We start from the raw sequence: 23,101 nt of genomic DNA on the forward strand, positions 1-23,101 counted from the left end.
GCATTGGAACCACCTGATCCCATCCCGAACTCAGCAGTGAAACGATGCATCGCCGATGGTAGTGTGGGGTTTCCCCATGTGAGAGTAGGTCATCGTCAAGATTAAATTCCAGAACCCCTGTTTGCTACCGCAAACAGGGGTTTTGTTTTGGGCGGTCGAAAATGCGCCGGGAGGTGGCTGAGACCTTTAGCGCTTATGTCCGGCCTTTCTATGCAATGACCCTGCGCATGGCTATCATGCGTGCCTCATTGTGAGGCGATACTTGCATGCTGACGTTGTTAAAACTTCTGAAAGACGGCCGATTTCACTCCGGAGAAGCACTTGGCGCCGCCCTGGGCGTCAGTCGAAGTGCAGTCTGGAAACAACTCCAGCACCTTGAGGCAGAGCTGAACCTGCCCATCCATAAGGTTCGTGGCAAAGGGTATCAATTGGCTTCGCCGCTGGTGTTCTTGAGTGCTGAGGAGATCGCGCTGTTTGCGCCCTCGTTGGCGTGGCCTGTTCATATTTCCGACTCCATTGACTCTACCAATGCCGAAGCACTGCGCCTTGTCGAGACAGGCTCTGCGGCGCCGTTCCTAGTGCTGGCGGAGCAGCAAACAGCAGGAAGAGGCAGGCGTGGCCGAAAGTGGGTCAGCCCCTTCGCGCAAAATGTGTATTACAGCCTTGTACTGCGTATAGAGGGTGGTCTTCGACAGCTTGAGGGTTTGAGTCTTGTTGTCGGCCTGGCTGTCATGCAGGCCCTGCGTGAGTCGGGTATGCGCGGGGCTGCCTTGAAGTGGCCAAACGATGTGTTGGTTGGGCAGAAAAAAATTGCCGGGATATTGCTGGAATTGGTAGGGGACCCTGCTGATATCTGTCACGTTGTCCTTGGAATCGGGATCAATGTGAATATGCAGAGGGCTGACGAGGTTGATCAGCAATGGACCTCGGTGCAGCTCGAGACGGGGGCTCCTGTCAATCGTAATGTCTTGGTGGCCCAGCTCGGTTTGCAGTTGCAAAGCTATCTTGATCGTCATAGAGCCGCTGGCTTCGCAGCACTTCAGGCGGAATGGGAGCAGAGTCATGCGTGGCAGGGCAAGGCGGTATCGCTCATTGCAGGTGTCAACCAAGTGGATGGCGTGGTGCTGGGTGTCGATGGGCAAGGTGCTTTGCGTTTAAGCGTCGATGGGGTCGAGAAAATATACAGTGGTGGTGAGTTAAGCCTGAGGTTGCGTGATGATTCTTGAGCTCGACTGTGGGAATAGCTTTATCAAATGGCGTGTGCTCGGCTCAGGTGGGGTAGGCGCTTGCGCAGAGGGCGTTGCGGGTTCGGATGTCGCGTTGATAGAAAGCCTGGTGGCGTTGCCTGGCTTGTCGCTGACGCGCTGCCGGTTGGTGAGCGTTCGTGCCCAGGAAGAAACAAGCAGGCTTGCCGAGGCGCTGGTGGAGGCTTTTGGCGTTGCTGTTTCCTGTGCGGCCTCTGCGCGTGAAATGGCAGGCGTACGTAACGGCTACGAGGATTTCGAGCGTCTTGGGCTTGATCGGTGGCTGGCAATGTTGGGTGGATTCAAATTGGCTTCAGGTGCTTGCCTCGTGCTTGATTTTGGTACGGCGGCGACTGCAGATTTTATTGCTGCAGATGGCGAGCACCTCGGCGGCTTTATTTGTCCTGGTATGCCGCTCATGCGAAACCAGCTGCGTACGCACACGCGCAAGATCCGTTACGACGATGCCGCTGCCGAAAGGGCTCTGGAGCGCCTTTCTCCTGGTCGTACGACCGTAGAGGCGGTCGAGCGCGGCTGCACGCTGATGCTCAGGGGGTTTGTGTTGACTCAGCTTGAGCAGGCCCGTAGCTACTGGGGTGATGACTTCACTGTGTTCCTGACCGGTGGAGATGCCGATCTGGTCCGAGATGCCGTGCCCCAGGCCCGACTCGTTCCTGACCTGGTTTTTGTCGGGTTGGCGATGGCGTGTCCTTTATCTTGAGGTGATTATGCGTTGGCTGTTTTTGCTTTTACTCGTCCTCAACGCCTTCTACTACATTTGGCACCAGCAAGAAGCGCCTCTGCGCGCCAAGGATGTCACGCCCTTGAGTCTCTATCGGGGTTCTCAGCAGGACATTCGACTGCTGAGTGAATCGTCGGATGCCGTGGTCCGCAGGGATCGGGCAAAAGCGTCCGATGCGCAAAGCACCTGCTTGTACATCGGCGGCTTTGCGGATCAGCACGAAGCGCAATCTCTCGAGCAGCGTCTAATTAGCCTGGATATAAAGGTCAAGCTTCAGTTGCTGAGTGCGCCCGACGTCACGGGTTACTGGCTTCGCGTAGCCCCGGAAAGCCGACGCCTGGCGGATGATCTGCCCTTTGAAAACCTTGCTAAGGAATTCAATGAGTTAAAACATAAAATAATGCTGTGCGAAGGCATTGCAACTCTCGAATAGTTTGCATAGAATGGCGCCCGCTTCGCAGTGAAGACCTTTAAGGCCTTCAGTGAGAAGCGAGGTCAACGCAGCTAACCTCATATTTTTAAATGAGAAAATGCTTGACAGAAGGCCGGCGTGATGTAGAATGCCGGCTCGCTTAGGAGGGGTTCCCGAGCGGCCAAAGGGATCAGACTGTAAATCTGACGTCTACGACTTCGAAGGTTCGAATCCTTCCCCCTCCACCATTTTTAGCGTGAGCTGCAAGCTCCGCGGGTATAGTTTAGTGGTAGAACCTCAGCCTTCCAAGCTGATGATGCGGGTTCGATTCCCGCTACCCGCTCCAAGTTTGCAGGTTGTGCACGGTGTTTTGCTCTTGTAGCTCAGTTGGTAGAGCACACCCTTGGTAAGGGTGAGGTCAGCGGTTCAAATCCGCTCAAGAGCTCCATATAACAAGGCAGATATGAAAATATCTGCCTTTGTTTTAACAGCTGCCTCGGCTTGATTGTGTTGTGCTTGGCTTTGTAGCTGGGTGTTTTCAAGTCTCTAGGGGTTGGTTGTTGTAAAGTCTTTTTCAGGCCTGCATAATGGTCGGCCTGATTTTGTTTTAGGTCAGTAGCTCAATTGGCAGAGCGACGGTCTCCAAAACCGTAGGTTGGGGGTTCGATTCCCTCCTGACCTGCCAGATTCACGTGGTGTGTCTGGCTTTCTTTTCACAGGATCTTCATAGATGACTCCTAAGGCTGAAGCTCAAAGCTCTCGTTTCGATCTCGTCAAGTGGCTCGCCGTAGTCGCATTGGTGGTCGTGGGCGTTGTTGGCAATCAGTACTACTCTGCTTCGCCGATCCTGTACCGCGTCCTCGCTTTGCTCGCCCTTGCTGCTGTAGCTGCCTTTGTGGGCCTGCAGACTGCTAAAGGCAAGTCGTTCGCGGTCCTGGTAAAGGAAGCTCGCACCGAAATCCGTAAAGTCGTTTGGCCGACTCGCCAAGAAACCACGCAGACCACGTTGATCGTTGTGGCTGTTGTTCTGGTTATGGCGTTGCTGTTGTGGGGGCTTGATTCCCTGCTCGGCTGGCTTGTTTCCTTGATTGTTGGCTAAGGGTGTCCCGTGGCTAAGCGTTGGTACGTTGTGCATGCTTACTCGGGTTACGAGAAGCATGTTATGCGCTCTTTGCTAGAGCGCGTAAAGCTCGCAGGCATGGAAGATGGCTTTGGCGAAATTCTGGTTCCCACTGAAGAAGTGGTTGAAATGCGGAATGGCCAGAAGCGTAAAAGCGAACGCAAGTTCTTCCCTGGCTACGTGCTGGTTCAGATGGACATGAATGAAGGTACTTGGCACTTGGTCAAGGACACTCCTCGTGTCATGGGTTTTATCGGCGGTACTGCTGATAAGCCTGCTCCGATCACCGACAAAGAGGCAGAAGCAATTCTGCGTCGTGTTGCTGATGGTAGCGACAAGCCCAAGCCGAAGACTTTGTTCGAGCCGGGTGAGGTTGTTCGTGTCACAGATGGTCCGTTTGCTGATTTCAACGGCACCGTCGAAGAAGTTAACTACGAAAAGAGCCGGATCCAAGTGGCAGTGCTCATTTTCGGTCGCTCTACTCCGGTAGAGTTGGAGTTCAGCCAGGTCGAGAAGGTCTAGCTGGGCAAGCATCCCAACCCCGCAGCCTTAGGCTGTGGGGTTTTGTCGTCACTGGGATAAACGCGCAAGTAACCGGGGAGCCTTTCGAGGCGTTAGAACCCGTAATTGGAGTGCCTCATGGCCAAGAAGATTACCGCTTACATCAAGCTGCAAGTGAAGGCCGCTCAGGCCAACCCTAGCCCACCCGTCGGTCCAGCTCTGGGTCAGCACGGCGTGAACATCATGGAATTCTGCAAGGCCTTCAACGCCCGTACTCAGGGTCTTGAGCCAGGTCTGCCGACTCCAGTGATCATCACTGTATACAGCGACCGTAGCTTCACTTTCGAAACCAAGTCGACCCCGGCTTCGGTTCTGCTGAAGAAAGCTGCTGGTCTGACTAGCGGTTCCGCTCGTCCTAACACCGTTAAGGTTGGCACCGTGACTCGTGCTCAGCTGGAAGAAATCGCGAAAACCAAAAACGCGGATCTGACTGCAGCTGATATGGATGCAGCCGTGCGTACCATCGCCGGTTCTGCTCGTAGCATGGGCCTTAACGTGGAGGGTGTGTAATGGCTAAGCTGACCAAGCGCCAAAAGGCTATCGCCGGCAAAATCGAAGCAGGCAAGTCCTACAACTTTGTAGACGCTGCTGCCCTGCTGACCGAGCTGTCGACTGTCAAGTTCAGCGAGTCCGTTGACGTTGCTGTAAACCTGGGTGTTGACCCACGTAAATCCGACCAGGTCGTTCGTAGCGCAACTGTGCTGCCACACGGTACCGGTAAGACTGTACGTGTAGCTGTCTTCACCCAAGGCCCGGCAGCTGAAGCTGCTCTGGCCGCCGGCGCTGACCGCGTTGGTATGGACGACCTGGCTGCCGAAATGAAAGGCGGCGACCTGAACTACGACGTAGTTATTGCTTCCCCGGATGCAATGCGCGTTGTAGGTCAGTTGGGTCAGATCCTCGGTCCACGTGGTCTGATGCCTAACCCGAAAGTCGGCACCGTGACTCCAGACGTAGCTACCGCGGTTAAAAACGCCAAGGCTGGTCAGGTTCGTTATCGCACCGACAAAAACGGCATCATTCACACCTCCGTTGGCAAAGTCGGCTTCGACGCCGTCAAGCTGAAGGAAAACGTTGAAGCCCTGATCGCTGATCTGAAGCGTATCAAGCCAGCTTCCTCGAAAGGTATCTACGTCAAGCGCGTTACCCTGAGCACCACTATGGGCCCAGGTCTGGTCATCGACCAAGGCTCGCTGGACGTATAAGACACAGATTGGCGCGAGAGATTGCGCCAATTGAAAAAATTGGGGTCCCTGCCTGGCGGGGGCTATCCAAGACCGTAGGCGGCGCAAGTCTTAAACCACAAGCCTACGCAGATGGTGCTCCCGGTTCCTTACCGAATCAGACACCAAAACGACATCCGGCTTCGGCCAGATGAAACGGTAACAAGCAGGAGTTAAACCCGTGGCAATTAATCTCGAAGACAAGAAGGCCATCGTCGCTGAAGTCAACGAGGCTGCCAAAGCTGCTCTGTCCGCTGTCGTGGCTGATGCCCGTGGTGTGACAGTAGGCGCTATGACCGGACTCCGTAAAGAGGCTCGTGAAGCTGGCGTATACGTACGTGTTGTACGTAACACCCTGCTCAAGCGCGCTGTTGCTGACACTGAATACAGTGTTCTCAACGACGTGTTCACCGGCCCGACTCTGATCGCGTTCTCCAAAGAACATCCAGGCGCTGCTGCCCGTTTGTTCAAAGAATTCGCCAAGAGTCAGGATAAGTTCGAGATCAAGGCAGCTGCGTTCGAGGGCAAGTTCCTCGCAGCTAACCAAATCGACGTACTGGCAACACTGCCGACCCGCGACGAAGCCATTTCGCAGCTGATGAGCGTGATTCAAGGCGCTACCAGCAAGCTGGCTCGTACTCTGGCTGCAGTTCGCGAGCAAAAAGAAGCTGCCGCAGCCTAAGGCTGAGCGACTTCTCTCGCGTATTTTTGTTTATTTCGATGGCCGCGTAGGCCGTCCCCCAATTCAGGAAATACAGCAATGTCTATCTCCCAAGACGATATCCTCAACGCCGTAGCTGAAATGTCGGTTCTGCAGGTTGTTGAGCTGATCAAAGCTTTCGAAGAAAAATTCGGCGTTTCCGCTGCCGCTGCTTCCGCTGGCCCAGCTGCTGCTGCTGCCGTTGTTGAAGAGCAAACCGAATTCAACGTCATGCTGACCGAAGCTGGCGAGAAGAAAGTAAACGTGATCAAGGCAGTACGTGAACTGACCGGTCTGGGCCTGAAAGAAGCCAAGGCTGTAGTTGACGGCGCTCCTGCCCTGGTTCTGGAAGCTGTTGCCAAAGACGCAGCTGACAAAGCCAAAGCAGTACTGGAAGAAGCAGGCGCTAAAGTCGAGCTGAAGTAAGCATCGACCTTGCGTCTCCAGCCCAAGCGTTAAGCTGAAGGCTGATGGCTGGTGGCTCTTGCCACCGGCCTTTTTCCGTTCTTGGCTGTCGACTCGGTCGCCGCCATTAACGCGCTGTAGCCACCCGATGCGGTGGTGCAAACCATGGGGTTTGCAAGATTTTCTGGCTGCTCCCGTCGGAGGGGCCAAACAAGCAGGTGACCAAGCTGGGGAACGCTGATGGCTTACTCATATACTGAGAAAAAACGTATCCGCAAGGACTTTAGCAAGTTGCCGGACGTCATGGATGTCCCGTACCTTCTGGCTATCCAGCTGGATTCGTATCGTGAATTCTTGCAGGCGGGAGCGACCAAAGATCAGTTCCGCGACGTGGGCCTGCATGCGGCCTTCAAATCCGTTTTCCCGATCATCAGCTACTCCGGCAATGCTGCGCTGGAGTACGTCGGTTATCGCCTGGGCGAACCGGCATTTGATGTCAAAGAATGCGTGTTGCGCGGTGTTACGTACGCCGTACCTTTGCGGGTAAAAGTCCGCCTGATCATTTTCGACAAAGAATCGTCGAACAAAGCGATCAAGGACATCAAAGAGCAAGAAGTCTACATGGGCGAAATCCCATTGATGACTGAGAACGGTACCTTCGTTATCAACGGTACCGAGCGTGTTATCGTTTCCCAGCTGCACCGTTCCCCGGGCGTGTTCTTTGACCACGACCGCGGCAAGACGCACAGCTCCGGCAAGCTCCTGTACTCCGCGCGGATCATTCCGTACCGTGGTTCGTGGTTGGACTTCGAGTTCGACCCTAAAGACTGCGTGTTCGTGCGTATCGACCGTCGTCGCAAGCTGCCGGCCTCGGTACTGCTGCGCGCGCTCGGCTATACCACTGAGCAAGTGCTGGACGCCTTCTACACCACCAACGTATTCAGCCTGAAGGATGAAACCCTCAAGCTGGAGCTGATCGCTTCGCGTCTGCGTGGTGAAATTGCCGTCCTGGACATCCAGGATGAAAAAGGCAAGGTCATTGTTGAGGCTGGCCGTCGTATCACTGCGCGCCACATCAACCAGATCGAAAAAGCCGGTATCAAAGAGCTGGAAGTGCCTCTGGACTACGTCCTGGGTCGCACTACCGCCAAGGTCATCGTTCACCCGGCTACAGGCGAAATCCTGGCTGAGTGCAACACCGAGCTGAACACCGAGATCCTGGCCAAAATCGCCAAGGCCCAGGTCGTTCGCATCGAGACCCTGTACACCAACGACATCGACTGCGGTCCGTTCATCTCCGACACTCTGAAGATCGACTCCACCAGCAACCAATTGGAAGCGCTGGTCGAGATCTATCGCATGATGCGTCCTGGCGAGCCACCGACCAAAGACGCTGCCGAGACCCTGTTCAACAACCTGTTCTTCAGCCCTGAGCGCTATGACCTGTCTGCGGTCGGCCGGATGAAGTTCAACCGTCGTATCGGTCGTACCGAGATCGAAGGTTCGGGCGTGTTGTGCAAGGAAGACATCGTCGCGGTACTGAAGACTCTGGTCGACATCCGTAACGGTAAAGGCATCGTCGATGACATCGACCACCTGGGTAACCGTCGTGTTCGCTGCGTAGGCGAAATGGCCGAGAACCAGTTCCGCGTTGGCCTGGTGCGTGTTGAGCGTGCGGTCAAAGAGCGTCTGTCGATGGCTGAAAGCGAAGGCCTGATGCCACAAGACCTGATCAACGCCAAGCCAGTGGCTGCGGCGGTGAAAGAGTTCTTCGGCTCCAGCCAGCTCTCGCAGTTCATGGACCAGAACAACCCGCTCTCCGAGATCACCCACAAGCGCCGTGTTTCGGCACTGGGCCCAGGCGGTCTGACCCGTGAGCGTGCAGGCTTTGAAGTTCGTGACGTACACCCGACGCACTACGGTCGTGTTTGCCCGATCGAAACGCCGGAAGGTCCGAACATCGGTCTGATCAACTCCCTGGCTGCGTATGCGCGCACCAACCAGTACGGCTTCCTCGAGAGCCCGTACCGCGTGGTGAAAGACGCTCTGGTCACCGACGAGATCGTGTTCCTGTCCGCCATCGAAGAAGCTGATCACGTGATCGCCCAGGCCTCGGCCACGATGAACGACAAGAAAGTCCTGGTCGACGAACTGGTAGCGGTTCGTCACTTGAACGAGTTCACCGTCAAGGCGCCGGAAGACGTCACCTTGATGGACGTTTCGCCGAAGCAGGTAGTTTCGGTTGCAGCGTCGCTGATCCCGTTCCTCGAGCACGACGACGCCAACCGTGCGTTGATGGGTTCCAACATGCAGCGTCAAGCTGTACCGACCCTGCGCGCTGACAAGCCGCTGGTGGGTACCGGCATGGAGCGTAACGTAGCCCGTGACTCCGGCGTTTGCGTCGTGGCTCGTCGTGGCGGCGTGATCGACTCCGTTGATGCCAGCCGTATCGTGGTTCGTGTTGCCGATGACGAAGTTGAAACTGGCGAAGCCGGTGTCGACATCTACAACCTGACCAAATACACCCGCTCGAACCAGAACACCTGCATCAACCAGCGTCCGCTGGTGAGCAAGGGTGATCGCGTTCAGCGTAGCGACATCATGGCCGACGGCCCGTCCACCGACATGGGTGAACTGGCACTGGGCCAGAACATGCGCATCGCGTTCATGGCATGGAACGGCTTCAACTTCGAAGACTCCATCTGCCTGTCCGAGCGTGTTGTTCAAGAAGACCGTTTCACCACGATCCACATTCAGGAACTGACCTGTGTGGCACGTGACACCAAGCTTGGGCCAGAGGAAATCACTGCAGACATCCCGAACGTGGGTGAAGCAGCGCTGAACAAGCTGGACGAAGCCGGTATCGTTTACGTAGGTGCTGAAGTCGGCGCAGGCGACATCCTGGTAGGTAAGGTTACTCCGAAAGGCGAGACCCAACTGACTCCGGAAGAAAAACTGCTGCGTGCGATCTTCGGTGAAAAAGCCAGCGACGTTAAAGACACCTCCCTGCGCGTACCTACCGGTACCAAGGGTACTGTCATCGACGTACAGGTCTTCACCCGTGACGGCGTTGAGCGTGATGCTCGTGCACTGTCCATCGAGAAGACCCAGCTCGACGAGATCCGCAAGGATCTGAACGAAGAGTTCCGTATCGTTGAAGGCGCGACCTTCGAACGTCTGCGTTCCGCCCTGGTAGGCCACAAGGCTGAAGGCGGCGCAGGTCTGAAGAAAGGTCAGGACATCACCGACGAAGTTCTCGACGGTCTTGAGCACGGCCAGTGGTTCAAACTGCGCATGGCTGAAGATGCTCTGAACGAGCAGCTCGAGAAGGCCCAGGCCTATATCGTTGATCGTCGCCGTCTGCTGGACGACAAGTTCGAAGACAAGAAGCGCAAACTGCAGCAAGGCGATGACCTGGCTCCAGGCGTGCTGAAAATCGTCAAGGTTTACCTGGCAATCCGTCGTCGCATCCAACCGGGCGACAAGATGGCCGGTCGTCACGGTAACAAAGGTGTGGTCTCCGTGATCATGCCGGTTGAAGACATGCCGCACGATGCCAATGGCACACCGGTCGACGTCGTCCTCAACCCGTTGGGCGTACCTTCGCGTATGAACGTTGGTCAGATCCTTGAAACCCACCTGGGCCTCGCGGCCAAAGGTCTGGGCGAGAAGATCAACCGTATGATCGAAGAGCAGCGCAAGGTCGCAGACCTGCGTAAGTTCCTGCACGAGATCTACAACGAGATCGGCGGTCGCAACGAAGAGCTGGACACCTTCTCCGACCAGGAAATCCTGGATCTGGCGAAGAACCTGCGCGGCGGCGTTCCAATGGCTACCCCGGTGTTCGACGGTGCCAAGGAAAGCGAAATCAAGGCCATGCTGAAACTGGCAGACCTGCCAGAAAGCGGCCAGATGCAGCTGTTCGACGGCCGTACCGGCAACAAGTTCGAGCGCCCGGTTACTGTTGGCTACATGTACATGCTGAAGCTGAACCACTTGGTAGACGACAAGATGCACGCTCGTTCTACCGGTTCGTACAGCCTCGTTACCCAGCAGCCGCTGGGTGGTAAGGCTCAGTTCGGTGGTCAGCGTTTCGGGGAGATGGAGGTCTGGGCACTGGAAGCATACGGTGCTGCTTACACTCTGCAAGAAATGCTCACAGTGAAGTCGGACGATGTGAACGGTCGGACCAAGATGTACAAAAACATCGTGGACGGCGATCACCGTATGGAGCCGGGCATGCCCGAGTCCTTCAACGTGTTGATCAAAGAAATTCGTTCCCTCGGCATCGATATCGATCTGGAAACCGAATAACACGTGACGCGAATCGAGAGCGGGGCCGTTTAGCCCGCTCTCTGCTCCGCCAGGAGGAAAGGCCTTGAAAGACCTACTGAATTTGCTGAAAAACCAGGGTCAAGTCGAAGAGTTCGACGCCATCCGTATTGGATTGGCATCGCCTGAGATGATCCGTTCGTGGTCGTTCGGTGAAGTTAAAAAGCCGGAAACCATCAACTACCGTACGTTCAAACCTGAGCGTGACGGCCTGTTCTGCGCCAAGATCTTTGGCCCGGTAAAGGATTACGAGTGCCTGTGCGGTAAGTACAAGCGCTTGAAGCACCGTGGTGTGATCTGTGAGAAGTGCGGCGTTGAAGTTGCACTGGCCAAGGTTCGTCGTGAGCGCATGGCGCACATCGAGCTGGCTTCGCCGGTTGCCCACATCTGGTTCCTGAAATCGCTGCCGTCCCGTATCGGCTTGCTGATGGACATGACCCTGCGTGATATCGAACGCGTTCTCTACTTCGAGAGCTATGTCGTTATCGATCCAGGCATGACCACCCTTGAAAAAGGTCAGCTGCTGAACGACGAGCAGTACTTCGAAGCGCTGGAAGAATTCGGTGACGATTTCGATGCCCGCATGGGTGCCGAAGCTGTCCGTGAACTGCTGCACGCTATCGACCTGGAGCACGAGATTGGCCGTCTGCGTGAAGAGATTCCGCAAACCAACTCCGAAACCAAGATCAAGAAGCTGTCCAAGCGTCTGAAGTTGATGGAAGCCTTCCAGGGTTCCGGCAACCTGCCAGAGTGGATGGTGCTGACCGTTCTGCCGGTTCTGCCGCCAGACCTGCGTCCGCTGGTACCGTTGGATGGTGGTCGTTTCGCGACTTCCGACCTCAACGACCTGTACCGTCGCGTGATCAACCGTAACAACCGCTTGAAGCGCCTGCTCGACCTGTCCGCTCCGGACATCATCGTGCGCAACGAAAAGCGTATGTTGCAAGAAGCTGTCGATGCCTTGCTCGACAACGGTCGTCGTGGCCGCGCTATCACCGGTTCGAACAAGCGTCCTCTGAAATCCCTGGCTGACATGATCAAGGGTAAGCAAGGTCGTTTCCGTCAGAACTTGCTCGGTAAGCGTGTTGACTACTCCGGTCGTTCGGTAATTACCGTAGGCCCGACCCTGCGTCTGCACCAGTGCGGTCTGCCGAAGAAGATGGCTCTCGAGCTGTTCAAGCCGTTCATTTTCGGCAAGCTGGAAATGCGCGGTCTCGCGACCACCATCAAAGCCGCCAAGAAAATGGTCGAGCGCGAACTGCCAGAGGTTTGGGACGTTCTCGCTGAAGTGATCCGTGAACACCCGGTTCTCCTCAACCGTGCACCGACCCTTCACCGTCTGGGTATCCAGGCGTTTGAACCGGTACTGATCGAAGGTAAGGCTATTCAGCTGCACCCGCTGGTCTGTGCTGCGTACAACGCCGACTTCGACGGCGACCAAATGGCCGTGCACGTACCGCTGACACTGGAAGCCCAGTTGGAAGCGCGCGCGTTGATGATGTCGACCAACAACATTCTGTCGCCAGCCAACGGTGAGCCAATCATCGTTCCGTCGCAGGACGTTGTACTGGGTCTGTACTACATGACCCGTGAAGCGATCAACGCCAAGGGCGAAGGTCGTGTGTTCGCTGACCTGCAGGAAGTTGACCGTGTGTTCCGTGCCGGCGAAGCCGCACTGCACGCCAAGGTCAAGGTGCGGATCAACGAAACCGTCAACGACCGTGACGGCGGCAGCGTGACCAACACCCGTATCGTCGACACCACTGTCGGCCGTGCGCTGTTGTATCAAGTTGTGCCAAAAGGTCTGTCGTACGATGTCGTCAACCTGCCGATGAAGAAAAAGGCGATCTCCAAGCTGATCAACCAGTGCTACCGCGTGGTTGGTTTGAAAGAGACCGTGATCTTCGCTGACCAGTTGATGTACACCGGTTTTGCTTATTCGACCATTTCCGGCGTTTCCATCGGCGTTAACGACTTCGTTATCCCGGATGAAAAAGCCCGCATCATCGGTGCAGCCACCGACGAAGTGAAAGAGATCGAAAGCCAGTACGCTTCCGGCCTGGTAACCCAGGGCGAGAAGTACAACAAGGTGATCGACCTTTGGTCCAAGGCGAACGACGAAGTATCCAAGGCGATGATGGCCAACCTCTCGAAAGAGAAAGTCATCGACCGCCACGGCGTCGAAGTTGACCAGGAATCCTTCAACTCGATGTACATGATGGCCGACTCGGGCGCGCGGGGTTCTGCTGCGCAGATCCGTCAGCTCGCCGGTATGCGTGGCCTGATGGCCAAGCCGGACGGTTCCATCATCGAAACGCCGATTACTGCGAACTTCCGTGAAGGTTTGAGCGTACTTCAGTACTTCATCTCCACTCACGGTGCTCGTAAAGGTCTGGCGGATACCGCGTTGAAAACCGCTAACTCCGGTTACCTGACGCGTCGTCTGGTAGACGTTGCACAAGATCTGGTTGTAACCGAGATCGATTGCGGTACCGAGCACGGCCTGCTGATGACTCCGCACATTGAAGGCGGTGACGTTGTAGAGCCGCTGGGTGAACGCGTATTGGGTCGTGTTATTGCCCGTGACGTATTCAAGCCAGGTACCGAGGAAGTTATCGTTCCTGCCGGCACTCTGGTCGACGAGAAGTGGGTCGAGTTCATCGAACTCAACAGCATCGACGAAGTGATTGTTCGCTCGCCGATCAGCTGCGAAACCCGCTATGGCATTTGCGCCAAGTGCTACGGCCGTGACTTGGCTCGTGGTCACCAGGTGAACATCGGTGAAGCGGTCGGCGTTATCGCTGCCCAGTCCATCGGTGAGCCGGGTACCCAGCTGACCATGCGTACGTTCCACATCGGTGGTGCGGCAAGCCGGACCTCCGCAGCTGACAGCGTTCAGGTGAAGAATGGCGGTACCGTCCGTCTGCACAACCTGAAGCACGTTGAGCGAGTGGATGGCCACCTGGTTGCTGTGTCCCGTTCCGGTGAGCTGGCAATCGCTGATGACTACGGTCGTGAGCGTGAGCGCTACAAGCTGCCGTACGGTGCTGTGATCTCGGTTAAAGAAGGTGACAAGGTCGACGCTGGCGCAATCGTGGCCAAGTGGGATCCGCACACTCACCCAATCGTTACCGAAATGAAAGGTACCGTGACCTACGTGGGCATGGAAGAAGGCATCACGATCAAGCGTCAGACTGACGAATTGACCGGTATGACCAACATTGAAGTACTCGACGCGAAAGATCGTCCAGCTGCCGGTAAAGACATCCGTCCTGCCGTGAAGATGGTCGATGACAACGGCAAGGACTTGTTGCTGCCAGGCACTGACGTAATCGCTCAGTACTTCCTGCCAGCCAACGCCCTGGTCGGTGTAGCGGATGGTGCGAAGATCGCGATCGGTGATGTTATCGCGCGTATCCCGCAAGAAACTTCGAAGACCCGTGACATCACCGGTGGTCTGCCGCGTGTTGCCGACTTGTTCGAAGCTCGTCGTCCGAAAGAAGCGTCGATTCTGGCTGAAGTCAGCGGTACCATCGCGTTCGGTAAAGAGACCAAGGGCAAGCGCCGTCTGGTCATTACCCCGAACGACGGTAGCGATCCGTATGAAGAGCTGATTCCGAAGTGGCGTCACCTGAACGTGTTCGAAGGCGAACAGGTAAACCGCGGCGAAGTTATCTCCGACGGTCCAAGCGATCCACACGACATCCTGCGTCTGCTGGGTGTGAGTGCGCTGGCCAAGTACATCGTTAACGAGATCCAGGACGTTTACCGCCTGCAAGGCGTGAAGATCAACGATAAGCACATCGAGACCATCCTGCGTCAGATGCTGCGTAAAGTTGAAATCGCTGAGTCTGGCGATTCCAGTTTCATCAAGGGCGACCAGATGGAATTGACTCACGTGCTGGTGGAAAACGAGCGCCTGACGAACGAAGAGAAATTCGTTTCCAAGTTCACTCGCGTGCTGCTGGGTATCACCAAGGCGTCGTTGTCCACTGAGTCGTTCATCTCGGCGGCCTCCTTCCAGGAGACCACTCGCGTACTGACCGAAGCAGCGGTAACCGGCAAGCGCGATTACCTGCGCGGCCTGAAAGAAAACGTGGTCGTGGGTCGTCTGATCCCGGCAGGTACCGGTTTGGCTTACCACAGCGAGCGCAAGCGCCGCCGTGATGCTGACAAGCCGCTGCGCGTAAGCGCCAGTGAAGTGGAAGCTGCACTGACCGAAGCGCTGAACTCTAGCGGTAACTGAGTTCTGCGATAAATAAGTCTGGGCCCTGGCAGCCCCCATTCGTCGGATCGAGGCAATTTTGTCGCGGTTCGATGAGAGGGGAGGTCGGGGCCTTGCCTTGACTGGGGACAAGATCCTCTTTAGACTCTTGTACCCCTAAATTTGGCGGGAATTCGTTCCTGCCATTTTGCTTTTCTTGCAAGACAATAGCGTCGCAAGACAACAGTGGAGCTAGTAGATGGCAACTATCAACCAGCTGGTACGTCAGCCGCGTAAGCGTATCGTCGAGAAATCCGACGTACCTGCGCTGCAGAACTGCCCGCAACGTCGTGGCGTATGCACTCGCGTGTATACCACTACGCCGAAAAAACCTAACTCGGCACTGCGTAAAGTATGCCGTGTGCGTCTGACCAACGGTTTCGAGGTTTCCTCGTACATCGGTGGTGAAGGCCACAACCTGCAAGAGCACAGCGTGGTACTGATCCGCGGCGGTCGTGTAAAAGACTTGCCAGGTGTTCGTTACCACACCGTACGCGGCTCCTTGGATACTTCCGGCGTTAAAGGTCGTAACCAGGGTCGTTCGAAGTACGGTACCAAGAAGCCTAAGTAGTAGCGGCTTTTTGTAAAACTGAATCATCTTATTTTCTGAGTCGATAAGAGTAAGGTCGGAGGCGTCCCGAAAGGGCACCGATTCCGAGCGAACCTGAAGACCGTTTGAGGGCTTATCCATGCCAAGAAGACGCGTAGCAGCCAAGCGCGAAGTGCTTGACGATCCAAAATACGGAAGCCAAATTCTGGCCAAGTTCATGAACCACGTGATGGAAAGCGGCAAGAAAGCCGTTGCCGAGCGTATCGTTTATGGCGCGCTGGAAAAGGTTAAAGAACGCAAGAACAGCGACCCCCTGGAAATCTTCGAGAAAGCTCTCGACGCCATCGCTCCGCTGGTCGAAGTGAAGTCGCGCCGTGTAGGCGGTGCTACTTACCAGGTTCCGGTTGAAGTTCGTCCGTCCCGTCGTAACGCTCTGGCAATGCGCTGGTTGGTAGACTTCGCCCGTAAGCGCGGCGAGAAGTCTATGGCTCTGCGTTTGGCTGGCGAACTGTTGGACGCTGCTGAAGGTAAAGGTGCTGCTGTTAAGAAGCGTGAAGACGTGCACCGTATGGCTGAAGCTAACAAAGCTTTCTCGCACTACCGCTTCTAATCTTAGCTTCACTAATTTTGCGAGGGCTTTATGGCTCGTACTACTCCGATTAGCCGCTACCGTAACATCGGTATCGTTGCTCACGTGGATGCTGGTAAAACCACCACCACCGAGCGCGTACTGTTTTACACCGGCAAAAGTCACAAAATGGGCGAGGTGCATGATGGCGCCGCGACCACAGACTGGATGGTTCAGGAGCAGGAGCGTGGTATTACCATTACTTCTGCTGCTATTACCGCCTTCTGGAAAGGTTCCGAGAAGCAGTACAAGGATGAGCATCGCTTCAACGTAATCGATACCCCGGGCCACGTAGACTTCACCATTGAAGTTGAACGTTCCCTGCGCGTACTCGACGGCGCTGTCGTTGTGTTCTGTGGTACTTCGGGTGTTGAGCCTCAGTCGGAAACCGTATGGCGTCAAGCCAACAAATACGGCGTTCCACGTCTTGTTTATGTAAACAAGATGGACCGTGCTGGTGCCAACTTCCTGCGCGTGATCGGTCAGATCAAGCAGCGTCTGGGTCACACCCCGGTGCCAATCCAATTGGCTATCGGTTCCGAAGACAACTTCCAGGGTCAGATCGATCTGATCAACATGGAAGCTGTTTACTGGAATGACGCTGACAAAGGTATGGTCCCTGTTCGCAAGCCTATCCCTGCAGAACTGCAGGAACTGGCTGACGAATGGCGCAATAACATGGTTGAGGCTGCTGCCGAAGCCAGCGAAGAGCTGATGAACAAGTACCTCGAAGGTGAAGAACTCACCAACGCGGAAATCAAGGCCGCTCTGCGTCAGCGTACTATCGCTGGTGAGATCGTCTTGGCTGTTTGCGGTTCTTCCTTCAAGAACAAGGGTGTTCCCCTGGTTCTCGACGCCGTTATCGACTACCTGCCTGCCCCAACTGACATTCCTGCTATCAAGGGTACCAACCCTGATAACGAGGAAGAAGAGATGGAGCGTCACGCCGATGACAGCGAGCCGTTCTCGGCTCTGGCGTTCAAGATCGCTACTGACCCATTCGTGGGTACTTTGACCTTCGTCCGCGTTTACTCGGGCGTGTTGGCCTCCGGCGACGGCGTGATCAACTCGGTTAAAGGCAAGAAAGAGCGCGTGGGTCGTATGGTGCAAATGCACGCAAACGCCCGTGAAGAGATCAAGGAAGTACGCGCTGGTGACATCGCGGCCCTGATCGGCATGAAGGACGTCACCACTGGTGAGACTTTGTGCGACGCTGCTAAGCCAATCATCCTGGTTCGCATGGACTTCCCGGAGCCGGTTATTTCGGTTGCCGTTGAGCCTAAGACCAAGGATGACCAGGAAAAAATGGGTATCGCTCTGGGCAAACTTGCTCAGGAAGATCCATCTTTCCGCGTCAAGACTGATGAAGAGACTGGTCAAACGATCATCTCCGGCATGGGCGAGTTGCACCTGGACATCCTGGTTGACCGGATGCGCCGTGAGTTCAACGTCGAAGCCAACATCGGTAAGCCTCAGGTTTCCTATCGTGAGCGCATCACGAAGAACTGTGAAATCGAAGGCAAGTTCGTTCGTCAGTCCGGCGGTCGTGGTCAGTTCGGTCACTGCTGGATCCGTTTTGCTCCTGCTGACGAAGGTCAGGAAGGTCTGCAATTCGTGAACGAAGTAGTTGGTGGTGTTGTTCCTAAGGAATACATCCCGGCTATCCAGAAGGGTATCGAAGAGCAGATGAAGAACGGTGTTGTTGCCGGCTATCCGCTGATCGGCCTGAAAGCAACCGTTTTTGACGGTTCTTACCACGACGTCGACTCCAACGAGATGGCGTTTAAGGTGGCTGCTTCCATGGCAACCAAGCAACTGGCCCAGAAGGGCGGTGGTGAGTTGCTTGAGCCAATCATGGCGGTAGAAGTTGTTACACCTGAAGACTATATGGGTGATGTCATGGGCGACCTTAACCGTCGTCGCGGCATGATCTTGGGTATGGAAGACACGGTTTCCGGCAAAGTGATTCGCGCCGAGGTTCCGTTGGGTGAGATGTTCGGTTACGCGACCGACGTTCGCTCCATGTCCCAGGGTCGCGCAAGCTACTCTATGGAATTCAAAAAATACAACACAGCTCCGGCGCACATCGCTGAAACTGTATCCAAAAAACAAGGCTGATTCAGTCCTTTAGGCAAGGAGTTAATTGTCGTGGCTAAAGAAAAATTTGATCGTTCCCTACCGCACGTAAACGTTGGCACCATCGGCCACGTTGACCACGGTAAAACCACTCTGACCGCTGCTCTGACTCGCGTCTGCTCCGAAGTTTTCGGTTCGGCTCGTGTTGACTTCGACAAGATCGACAGCGCACCAGAAGAAAAAGCTCGTGGTATCACCATCAACACCGCGCACGTTGAGTACAACTCGACTATTCGTCACTACGCTCACGTTGACTGCCCAGGTCACGCTGACTACGTGAAGAACATGATCACTGGTGCTGCCCAGATGGACGGCGCGATCCTGGTTTGCTCGGCCGCTGATGGTCCGATGCCACAAACCCGTGAGCACATCCTGCTGTCCCGTCAGGTAGGCGTTCCGTACATCGTGGTTTTCCTGAACAAGGCTGACCTGGTAGACGACGCTGAGCTGCTGGAACTGGTTGAGATGGAAGTGCGCGATCTGCTGAGCACTTACGACTTCCCAGGCGACGACACTCCGATCATCATCGGTTCTGCTCGTATGGCTCTGGAAGGTAACGACGAAAACGAAATGGGCACCACTGCCGTTCGTAAACTGGTTGAAACTCTGGACACCTACATCCCAGAACCAGTTCGTCTGACCGACAAGCCGTTCCTGATGCCAATCGAAGACGTATTCTCGATCTCCGGTCGCGGTACTGTTGTGACTGGTCGTATCGAGCGCGGTATCGTTCGCGTTCAAGATCCACTGGAAATCGTTGGTCTGCGTGACACCACCGTCACCACCTGCACCGGTGTTGAAATGTTCCGCAAACTGCTCGACGAAGGTCGTGCTGGCGAGAACTGCGGCGTTCTGCTGCGTGGTACCAAGCGTGACGACGTTGAGCGTGGCCAGGTTCTGGTTAAGCCAGGTTCGGTTAAGCCGCACACCAAGTTTACCGCAGAAGTTTACGTTCTGAGCAAAGAAGAAGGCGGCCGTCATACTCCGTTCTTCAAAGGCTACCGTCCACAGTTCTACTTCCGTACTACTGACGTGACTGGTAACTGCGAACTGCCAGAAGGCGTTGAAATGGTAATGCCAGGCGATAACATTCAAATGACTGTTACCCTGATCAAAACCATCGCAATGGAAGACGGTCTGCGCTTCGCAATCCGCGAAGGCGGCCGTACCGTTGGTGCTGGTGTTGTAGCTAAAATCATCGAGTAATTATCTCTTCTGAGATAGCTCGATTTTTTGAGAAGGCCCCCGCTTAGCGGGGGCCTTTTTTATTGGGTTGACACCTATCTGGGGCGTCTATAGAATTGCGCCTCCTTTTAACGGGCGTATTGCGCTCGCTGGGAATAGCAGCCGGAGTCTGAAATCCAATGCAAAATCAGCAAATCCGTATCAGGTTGAAGGCTTTTGACCATCGTCTGATCGACCAATCCACCCAGGAAATCGTGGAAACCGCGAAACGTACTGGTGCTCAAGTGCGTGGTCCAATTCCACTGCCTACCCGTAAAGAGCGGTTCACCGTTCTGGTCTCCCCGCACGTCAACAAAGACGCGCGTGACCAGTACGAGATCCGTACTCATAAGCGCGTACTGGACATCGTCCAGCCAACGGATAAAACCGTTGATGCACTTATGAAGCTCGATCTGGCGGCCGGTGTGGAAGTACAGATCAGCCTCGGCTAAGACTTGGGTCTTAGTCGTGTAACGCTCTGAAATGGGCGGCCATAGCGGGTGAAAGCCCCGTACACTCATGAGGTTTACAACATGACTATTGGTGTAGTCGGTCGTAAATGCGGTATGACCCGTATTTTCACCGAAGAAGGTGTCTCCATTCCGGTCACGGTCATTGAGATCGAGCCGAATCGCGTCACCCAGTTCAAAACTGAAGAAACCGATGGCTATCGTGCAGTGCAAGTCACTGTAGGCGAGCGTCGTGCTTCGCGCGTGACTGCTGCTCAAGCAGGTCACTTCGCTAAAGCAAACGTTGCAGCTGGTCGCACTGTTATGGAGTTCCGTCTCGAAGACGGCGACTACCAGGCTGGCGATCTGATCAACGCTGAAATCTTCGCCGCTGGTCAACTGGTTGATGTAACCGGTCAGTCCAAGGGTAAAGGCTTCCAGGGTACGATCAAGCGTTGGAATTTCCGTGGCCAAGACAACACTCACGGTAACTCCGTTTCCCACCGCGTCCCGGGCTCTATTGGCCAGTGCCAGACTCCTGGTCGTGTATTCAAGGGCAAAAAAATGTCCGGTCATATGGGCGCTGAGCGCGTGACCGTGCAGTCCCTCGAAGTAGTGCGCGTCGACGCTGAACGCAATCTGTTGTTGGTCAAGGGTGCTGTTCCTGGCGCTACTGGCGGCAACCTGGTTGTACGTCCAGCGGCCAAGGCTCGCGGTTAAGGGGAAGCTGACATGCAATTAAATGTAAATGACGCTCAAGCGATCGAAGTTTCCGAACTGACATTTGGCGGCGAATTCAACGAGACGCTGGTTCACCAAGCAGTCGTGGCCTACATGGCCGGCGGCCGTCAAGGTAGCAAGCAGCAAAAGACCCGTTCCGACGTACGTGGTGGCGGTAAGCGCCCTTGGCGTCAGAAAGGTACTGGCCGTGCTCGTGCCGGTACTATCCGTAGCCCAATCTGGCGTGGCGGCGGTACCACTTTCGCAGCTCGTCCACAGGATCACTCTCAGAAGCTCAACAAGAAGATGTATCGCGCAGCACTGCGCTCCATCCTTGCTGAACTCGTGCGTACTGATCGTCTGGTTGTGGTTCAGGACTTCGCTGTTGAAAGCCCGAAAACCAAAGATCTGCTGGGCAAGCTGAACAACATGAGCCTGACCGACGTTTTGATCGTGTCTGAAGCTGTTGATCAGAACCTGTACCTGGCTGCTCGCAACCTGCCACACGTTGATGTACGTGACGTGCAAGGTTCCGATCCAGTTAGTCTGATCGCATACGACAAGGTGTTGATCACCGTGTCGGCCGTGAAGAAATTCGAGGAGCTGCTGGGATGAACCAGGAACGCGTATTTAAAGTTCTGCTTGGCCCGCACGTTTCCGAAAAGGCTACGGTTCTGGCTGACAAGAAAGGCCAGTTCGTTTTCAAGGTTGCAACCGATGCAACCAAGCTGGAAATCAAGAAGGCCGTCGAAAGCCTGTTCAGCGTGAAAGTAGAGCGTGTTACTACCCTGAATGTTCTGGGTAAGAGCAAGCGCACTGCTCGCGGTCTGGGCAAGCGTAATGACTGGAAGAAGGCAGTTATCTCCCTTCAGCCAGGCCAAGATCTCGATTTCAGCAGCAGTGCTGAGTAAGGAAGGGGTGCATCATGGCAATCGTTAAATGCAAACCGACTTCCCCTGGCCGCCGTTTTGTGGTCAAGGTGGTCAACCAGGAGCTGCATAAAGGCGCTCCTCACGCACCGCTGCTCGAGAAGAAATCGAAGTCTGGTGGTCGTAACAACAATGGTCGTATTACCACTCGTCACATCGGTGGTGGCCATAAGCAGCATTATCGTCTGGTCGACTTCCGTCGCAACGACAAAGATGGCATCGCTGCCACTGTCGAGCGTATCGAATACGATCCAAACCGTACTGCTCACATCGCTCTGCTGCTGTACGCAGATGGCGAGCGTCGCTACATCATCGCCCCTAAAGGCGTGAGCGCTGGCGACCAGCTGATCGCAGGTGCCCTGGCACCGATCAAGCCGGGCAACGCTCTGCAACTGCGTAACATTCCAGTTGGTAGCACCGTACACGGCATCGAATTGAAGCCAGGTAAAGGCGCGCAAATCGCTCGTTCCGCTGGTGCTTCGGCTCAGCTGATCGCTCGTGAAGGTGTCTACGTGACCCTGCGTCTGCGTTCTGGTGAGATGCGTAAAGTGCTGGCTGAATGCCGCGCGACCCTGGGTGAAGTCTCGAACTCCGAGCACAGCCTGCGTTCGCTGGGTAAAGCTGGTGCCAAACGCTGGCGTGGCGTTCGCCCAACCGTTCGTGGTGTTGCCATGAACCCGGTTGACCACCCACACGGTGGTGGTGAAGGTCGTACCTCTGGTGGTCGTCATCCGGTATCGCCATGGGGCTTCCCGACTAAGGGCGCGAAGACTCGTGGTAATAAGCGTACCGACAAAATGATCGTCCGTCGTCGCAAGTAAATAGAGGGATACGACAGTGCCACGTTCTCTGAAAAAAGGTCCTTTTATTGATCTTCACCTACTGAAGAAGATCGAAGTGGCGGCGGAAAAGAACGATCGCAAACCAGTTAAGACCTGGTCGCGTCGTTCGATGATCCTGCCACAAATGGTCGGTCTGACCATCGCAGTACACAACGGTCGTCAACACGTCCCAGTTCTCGTTAACGAAGACATGGTCGGCCACAAACTAGGCGAGTTTGCCGGTACCCGCACTTATCGTGGGCACGTGGCAGACAAGAAAGCCAAGCGTTAAGGGGTAAGGAAATGGAAGTAGCCGCTAAGTTGTCGGGCGCTCGAATCTCCGCCCAGAAAGCCCGCTTGGTCGCCGACCAGATCCGCGGGAAGAAGGTGGGCGAAGCGCTCAACCTGTTGGCTTTCAGCAGTAAGAAAGCCGCCGAGATCATGAAGAAAGTGCTGGAGTCGGCCGTAGCCAACGCCGAGCATAACGAAGGCGCAGACGTTGATGACCTGAAGGTCAGCACCGTTTTCGTCAACGAAGGGCGTTCGCTGAAGCGCATCATGCCACGTGCCAAAGGCCGTGCTGATCGCATCGTCAAGCGGTCTTGCCATATCACTGTCAAGGTTGCTGACAAGTAACGGAG

General features: G+C 55.3%; 22 protein-coding genes, 4 tRNA genes and 1 rRNA gene. All 27 read left to right on the plus strand.

The features are described 5' to 3' along the window. Positions 1–101: ribosomal RNA gene (gene rrf / locus QMX97_RS12770) — 5S ribosomal RNA — on the plus strand; the annotation flags it as partial. A gap of 165 nt (positions 102–266) precedes the next feature. Continuing rightward, positions 267–1,226 (plus strand): bifunctional biotin--[acetyl-CoA-carboxylase] ligase/biotin operon repressor BirA, encoded by a 960-nt coding sequence (gene birA / locus QMX97_RS12775; RefSeq protein ID WP_065909919.1) that lies wholly within the window; start codon positions 267–269, stop codon positions 1,224–1,226. After that, positions 1,216–1,965 (plus strand): pantothenate kinase, encoded by a 750-nt coding sequence (locus QMX97_RS12780; RefSeq protein WP_106802491.1) that lies wholly within the window; start codon positions 1,216–1,218, stop codon positions 1,963–1,965. Before birA ends, QMX97_RS12780 begins: the two co-directional genes overlap by 11 nt. 7 nt (positions 1,966–1,972) lie before the next feature. Beyond that, entirely contained in the window at positions 1,973–2,419 is a 447-nt protein-coding gene (locus tag QMX97_RS12785) for a hypothetical protein (protein WP_282397036.1), read from the plus strand. Positions 2,420–2,561: 142 nt separating this feature from the next. Then, positions 2,562–2,646 (plus strand) — tRNA-Tyr (locus QMX97_RS12790). Between the two features lie 24 nt (positions 2,647–2,670). Then, positions 2,671–2,744: transfer RNA gene (locus QMX97_RS12795), tRNA-Gly, on the plus strand. Between the two features lie 26 nt (positions 2,745–2,770). After that, positions 2,771–2,846, plus strand: a tRNA-Thr gene (locus QMX97_RS12800). A 161-nt stretch (positions 2,847–3,007) separates the two neighbouring features. Further along, positions 3,008–3,083 (plus strand) — tRNA-Trp (locus tag QMX97_RS12805). A gap of 45 nt (positions 3,084–3,128) precedes the next feature. Next, positions 3,129–3,497, plus strand: a complete 369-nt coding sequence (gene secE, locus QMX97_RS12810; RefSeq protein ID WP_003194658.1) for a preprotein translocase subunit SecE — start codon at positions 3,129–3,131, stop codon at positions 3,495–3,497. Between the two features lie 9 nt (positions 3,498–3,506). Next, on the plus strand, positions 3,507–4,040 hold the full coding sequence (nusG, locus tag QMX97_RS12815) for a transcription termination/antitermination protein NusG (protein ID WP_003176436.1): 534 nt from the start codon (positions 3,507–3,509) through the stop codon (positions 4,038–4,040). A 117-nt stretch (positions 4,041–4,157) separates the two neighbouring features. After that, positions 4,158–4,589 carry a 50S ribosomal protein L11 gene (rplK, locus tag QMX97_RS12820; RefSeq protein ID WP_003176435.1) on the plus strand — a complete coding sequence of 144 codons (432 nt, stop codon included), beginning with the start codon at positions 4,158–4,160 and terminating at the stop codon, positions 4,587–4,589. Beyond that, a complete protein-coding gene (rplA, locus tag QMX97_RS12825) occupies positions 4,589–5,284 on the plus strand; it encodes a 50S ribosomal protein L1 (RefSeq protein WP_003176434.1) in 696 nt (231 codons plus the stop codon). The genes rplK and rplA overlap by 1 nt, the downstream gene beginning before the upstream one ends. 199 nt (positions 5,285–5,483) lie before the next feature. Then, complete coding sequence (gene rplJ / locus QMX97_RS12830) at positions 5,484–5,984, plus strand: 50S ribosomal protein L10 (protein WP_016969477.1); 501 nt, start codon at positions 5,484–5,486, stop codon at positions 5,982–5,984. Positions 5,985–6,062: 78 nt separating this feature from the next. Beyond that, on the plus strand, positions 6,063–6,428 hold the full coding sequence (rplL, locus tag QMX97_RS12835) for a 50S ribosomal protein L7/L12 (RefSeq protein ID WP_016969476.1): 366 nt from the start codon (positions 6,063–6,065) through the stop codon (positions 6,426–6,428). A 219-nt stretch (positions 6,429–6,647) separates the two neighbouring features. Continuing rightward, a complete protein-coding gene (rpoB, locus tag QMX97_RS12840; protein WP_025857208.1) occupies positions 6,648–10,721 on the plus strand; it encodes a DNA-directed RNA polymerase subunit beta in 4,074 nt (1,357 codons plus the stop codon). 64 nt (positions 10,722–10,785) lie between these two features. After that, positions 10,786–14,985, plus strand: coding sequence for a DNA-directed RNA polymerase subunit beta' (gene rpoC, locus QMX97_RS12845; protein WP_065909923.1), 4,200 nt, complete (start codon positions 10,786–10,788; stop codon positions 14,983–14,985). A 217-nt stretch (positions 14,986–15,202) separates the two neighbouring features. Continuing rightward, positions 15,203–15,574, plus strand: a complete 372-nt coding sequence (rpsL, locus tag QMX97_RS12850; protein ID WP_002555494.1) for a 30S ribosomal protein S12 — start codon at positions 15,203–15,205, stop codon at positions 15,572–15,574. 118 nt (positions 15,575–15,692) lie between these two features. Continuing rightward, entirely contained in the window at positions 15,693–16,163 is a 471-nt protein-coding gene (gene rpsG, locus QMX97_RS12855) for a 30S ribosomal protein S7 (RefSeq protein ID WP_002555493.1), read from the plus strand. Between the two features lie 30 nt (positions 16,164–16,193). Beyond that, a complete protein-coding gene (gene fusA, locus QMX97_RS12860; protein ID WP_065909927.1) occupies positions 16,194–18,299 on the plus strand; it encodes an elongation factor G in 2,106 nt (701 codons plus the stop codon). Between the two features lie 30 nt (positions 18,300–18,329). Further along, on the plus strand, positions 18,330–19,523 hold the full coding sequence (tuf, locus tag QMX97_RS12865; protein ID WP_025857206.1) for an elongation factor Tu: 1,194 nt from the start codon (positions 18,330–18,332) through the stop codon (positions 19,521–19,523). A 158-nt stretch (positions 19,524–19,681) separates the two neighbouring features. Continuing rightward, entirely contained in the window at positions 19,682–19,993 is a 312-nt protein-coding gene (gene rpsJ / locus QMX97_RS12870) for a 30S ribosomal protein S10 (protein WP_003186070.1), read from the plus strand. Between the two features lie 81 nt (positions 19,994–20,074). Then, positions 20,075–20,710, plus strand: coding sequence for a 50S ribosomal protein L3 (gene rplC / locus QMX97_RS12875; protein ID WP_003194649.1), 636 nt, complete (start codon positions 20,075–20,077; stop codon positions 20,708–20,710). A gap of 12 nt (positions 20,711–20,722) precedes the next feature. Next, on the plus strand, positions 20,723–21,325 hold the full coding sequence (gene rplD / locus QMX97_RS12880) for a 50S ribosomal protein L4 (RefSeq protein WP_003176424.1): 603 nt from the start codon (positions 20,723–20,725) through the stop codon (positions 21,323–21,325). Beyond that, on the plus strand, positions 21,322–21,621 hold the full coding sequence (gene rplW / locus QMX97_RS12885) for a 50S ribosomal protein L23 (protein WP_002555488.1): 300 nt from the start codon (positions 21,322–21,324) through the stop codon (positions 21,619–21,621). Before rplD ends, rplW begins: the two co-directional genes overlap by 4 nt. Positions 21,622–21,635: 14 nt before the next feature. Continuing rightward, a complete protein-coding gene (rplB, locus tag QMX97_RS12890; RefSeq protein WP_003186055.1) occupies positions 21,636–22,460 on the plus strand; it encodes a 50S ribosomal protein L2 in 825 nt (274 codons plus the stop codon). Between the two features lie 16 nt (positions 22,461–22,476). Beyond that, entirely contained in the window at positions 22,477–22,752 is a 276-nt protein-coding gene (gene rpsS / locus QMX97_RS12895) for a 30S ribosomal protein S19 (protein ID WP_002555486.1), read from the plus strand. 11 nt (positions 22,753–22,763) lie between these two features. Next, positions 22,764–23,096, plus strand: coding sequence for a 50S ribosomal protein L22 (gene rplV, locus QMX97_RS12900; protein WP_003103908.1), 333 nt, complete (start codon positions 22,764–22,766; stop codon positions 23,094–23,096). The last annotated feature ends 5 nt before the right edge of the window (positions 23,097–23,101 follow it).

This window comes from Pseudomonas sp. PS01298, assembly GCF_029959745.1.
Lineage (GTDB): Bacteria > Pseudomonadota > Gammaproteobacteria > Pseudomonadales > Pseudomonadaceae > Aquipseudomonas > Aquipseudomonas aylmerensis.

Excerpts from the sequence above, each read along its gene's own strand:
- QMX97_RS12785 (WP_282397036.1), top strand. The coding sequence starts at position 1,973 with ATGCGTTGGCTGTTTTTGCTTTTACTCGTCCTCAACGCCTTCTACTAC.
- rpsG (WP_002555493.1), top strand. The coding sequence starts at position 15,693 with ATGCCAAGAAGACGCGTAGCAGCCAAGCGCGAAGTGCTTGACGATCCA.
- rplD (WP_003176424.1), top strand. The coding sequence starts at position 20,723 with ATGCAATTAAATGTAAATGACGCTCAAGCGATCGAAGTTTCCGAACTG.
- rplA (WP_003176434.1), top strand. The coding sequence starts at position 4,589 with ATGGCTAAGCTGACCAAGCGCCAAAAGGCTATCGCCGGCAAAATCGAA.
- rpsJ (WP_003186070.1), top strand. The coding sequence starts at position 19,682 with ATGCAAAATCAGCAAATCCGTATCAGGTTGAAGGCTTTTGACCATCGT.
- rplW (WP_002555488.1), top strand. The coding sequence starts at position 21,322 with ATGAACCAGGAACGCGTATTTAAAGTTCTGCTTGGCCCGCACGTTTCC.
- rplC (WP_003194649.1), top strand. The coding sequence starts at position 20,075 with ATGACTATTGGTGTAGTCGGTCGTAAATGCGGTATGACCCGTATTTTC.
- rplK (WP_003176435.1), top strand. The coding sequence starts at position 4,158 with ATGGCCAAGAAGATTACCGCTTACATCAAGCTGCAAGTGAAGGCCGCT.
- rpsL (WP_002555494.1), top strand. The coding sequence starts at position 15,203 with ATGGCAACTATCAACCAGCTGGTACGTCAGCCGCGTAAGCGTATCGTC.
- rplV (WP_003103908.1), top strand. The coding sequence starts at position 22,764 with ATGGAAGTAGCCGCTAAGTTGTCGGGCGCTCGAATCTCCGCCCAGAAA.
- secE (WP_003194658.1), top strand. The coding sequence starts at position 3,129 with ATGACTCCTAAGGCTGAAGCTCAAAGCTCTCGTTTCGATCTCGTCAAG.
- rpoB (WP_025857208.1), top strand. The coding sequence starts at position 6,648 with ATGGCTTACTCATATACTGAGAAAAAACGTATCCGCAAGGACTTTAGC.
- fusA (WP_065909927.1), top strand. The coding sequence starts at position 16,194 with ATGGCTCGTACTACTCCGATTAGCCGCTACCGTAACATCGGTATCGTT.
- birA (WP_065909919.1), top strand. The coding sequence starts at position 267 with ATGCTGACGTTGTTAAAACTTCTGAAAGACGGCCGATTTCACTCCGGA.
- rplB (WP_003186055.1), top strand. The coding sequence starts at position 21,636 with ATGGCAATCGTTAAATGCAAACCGACTTCCCCTGGCCGCCGTTTTGTG.
- QMX97_RS12780 (WP_106802491.1), top strand. The coding sequence starts at position 1,216 with ATGATTCTTGAGCTCGACTGTGGGAATAGCTTTATCAAATGGCGTGTG.
- rplL (WP_016969476.1), top strand. The coding sequence starts at position 6,063 with ATGTCTATCTCCCAAGACGATATCCTCAACGCCGTAGCTGAAATGTCG.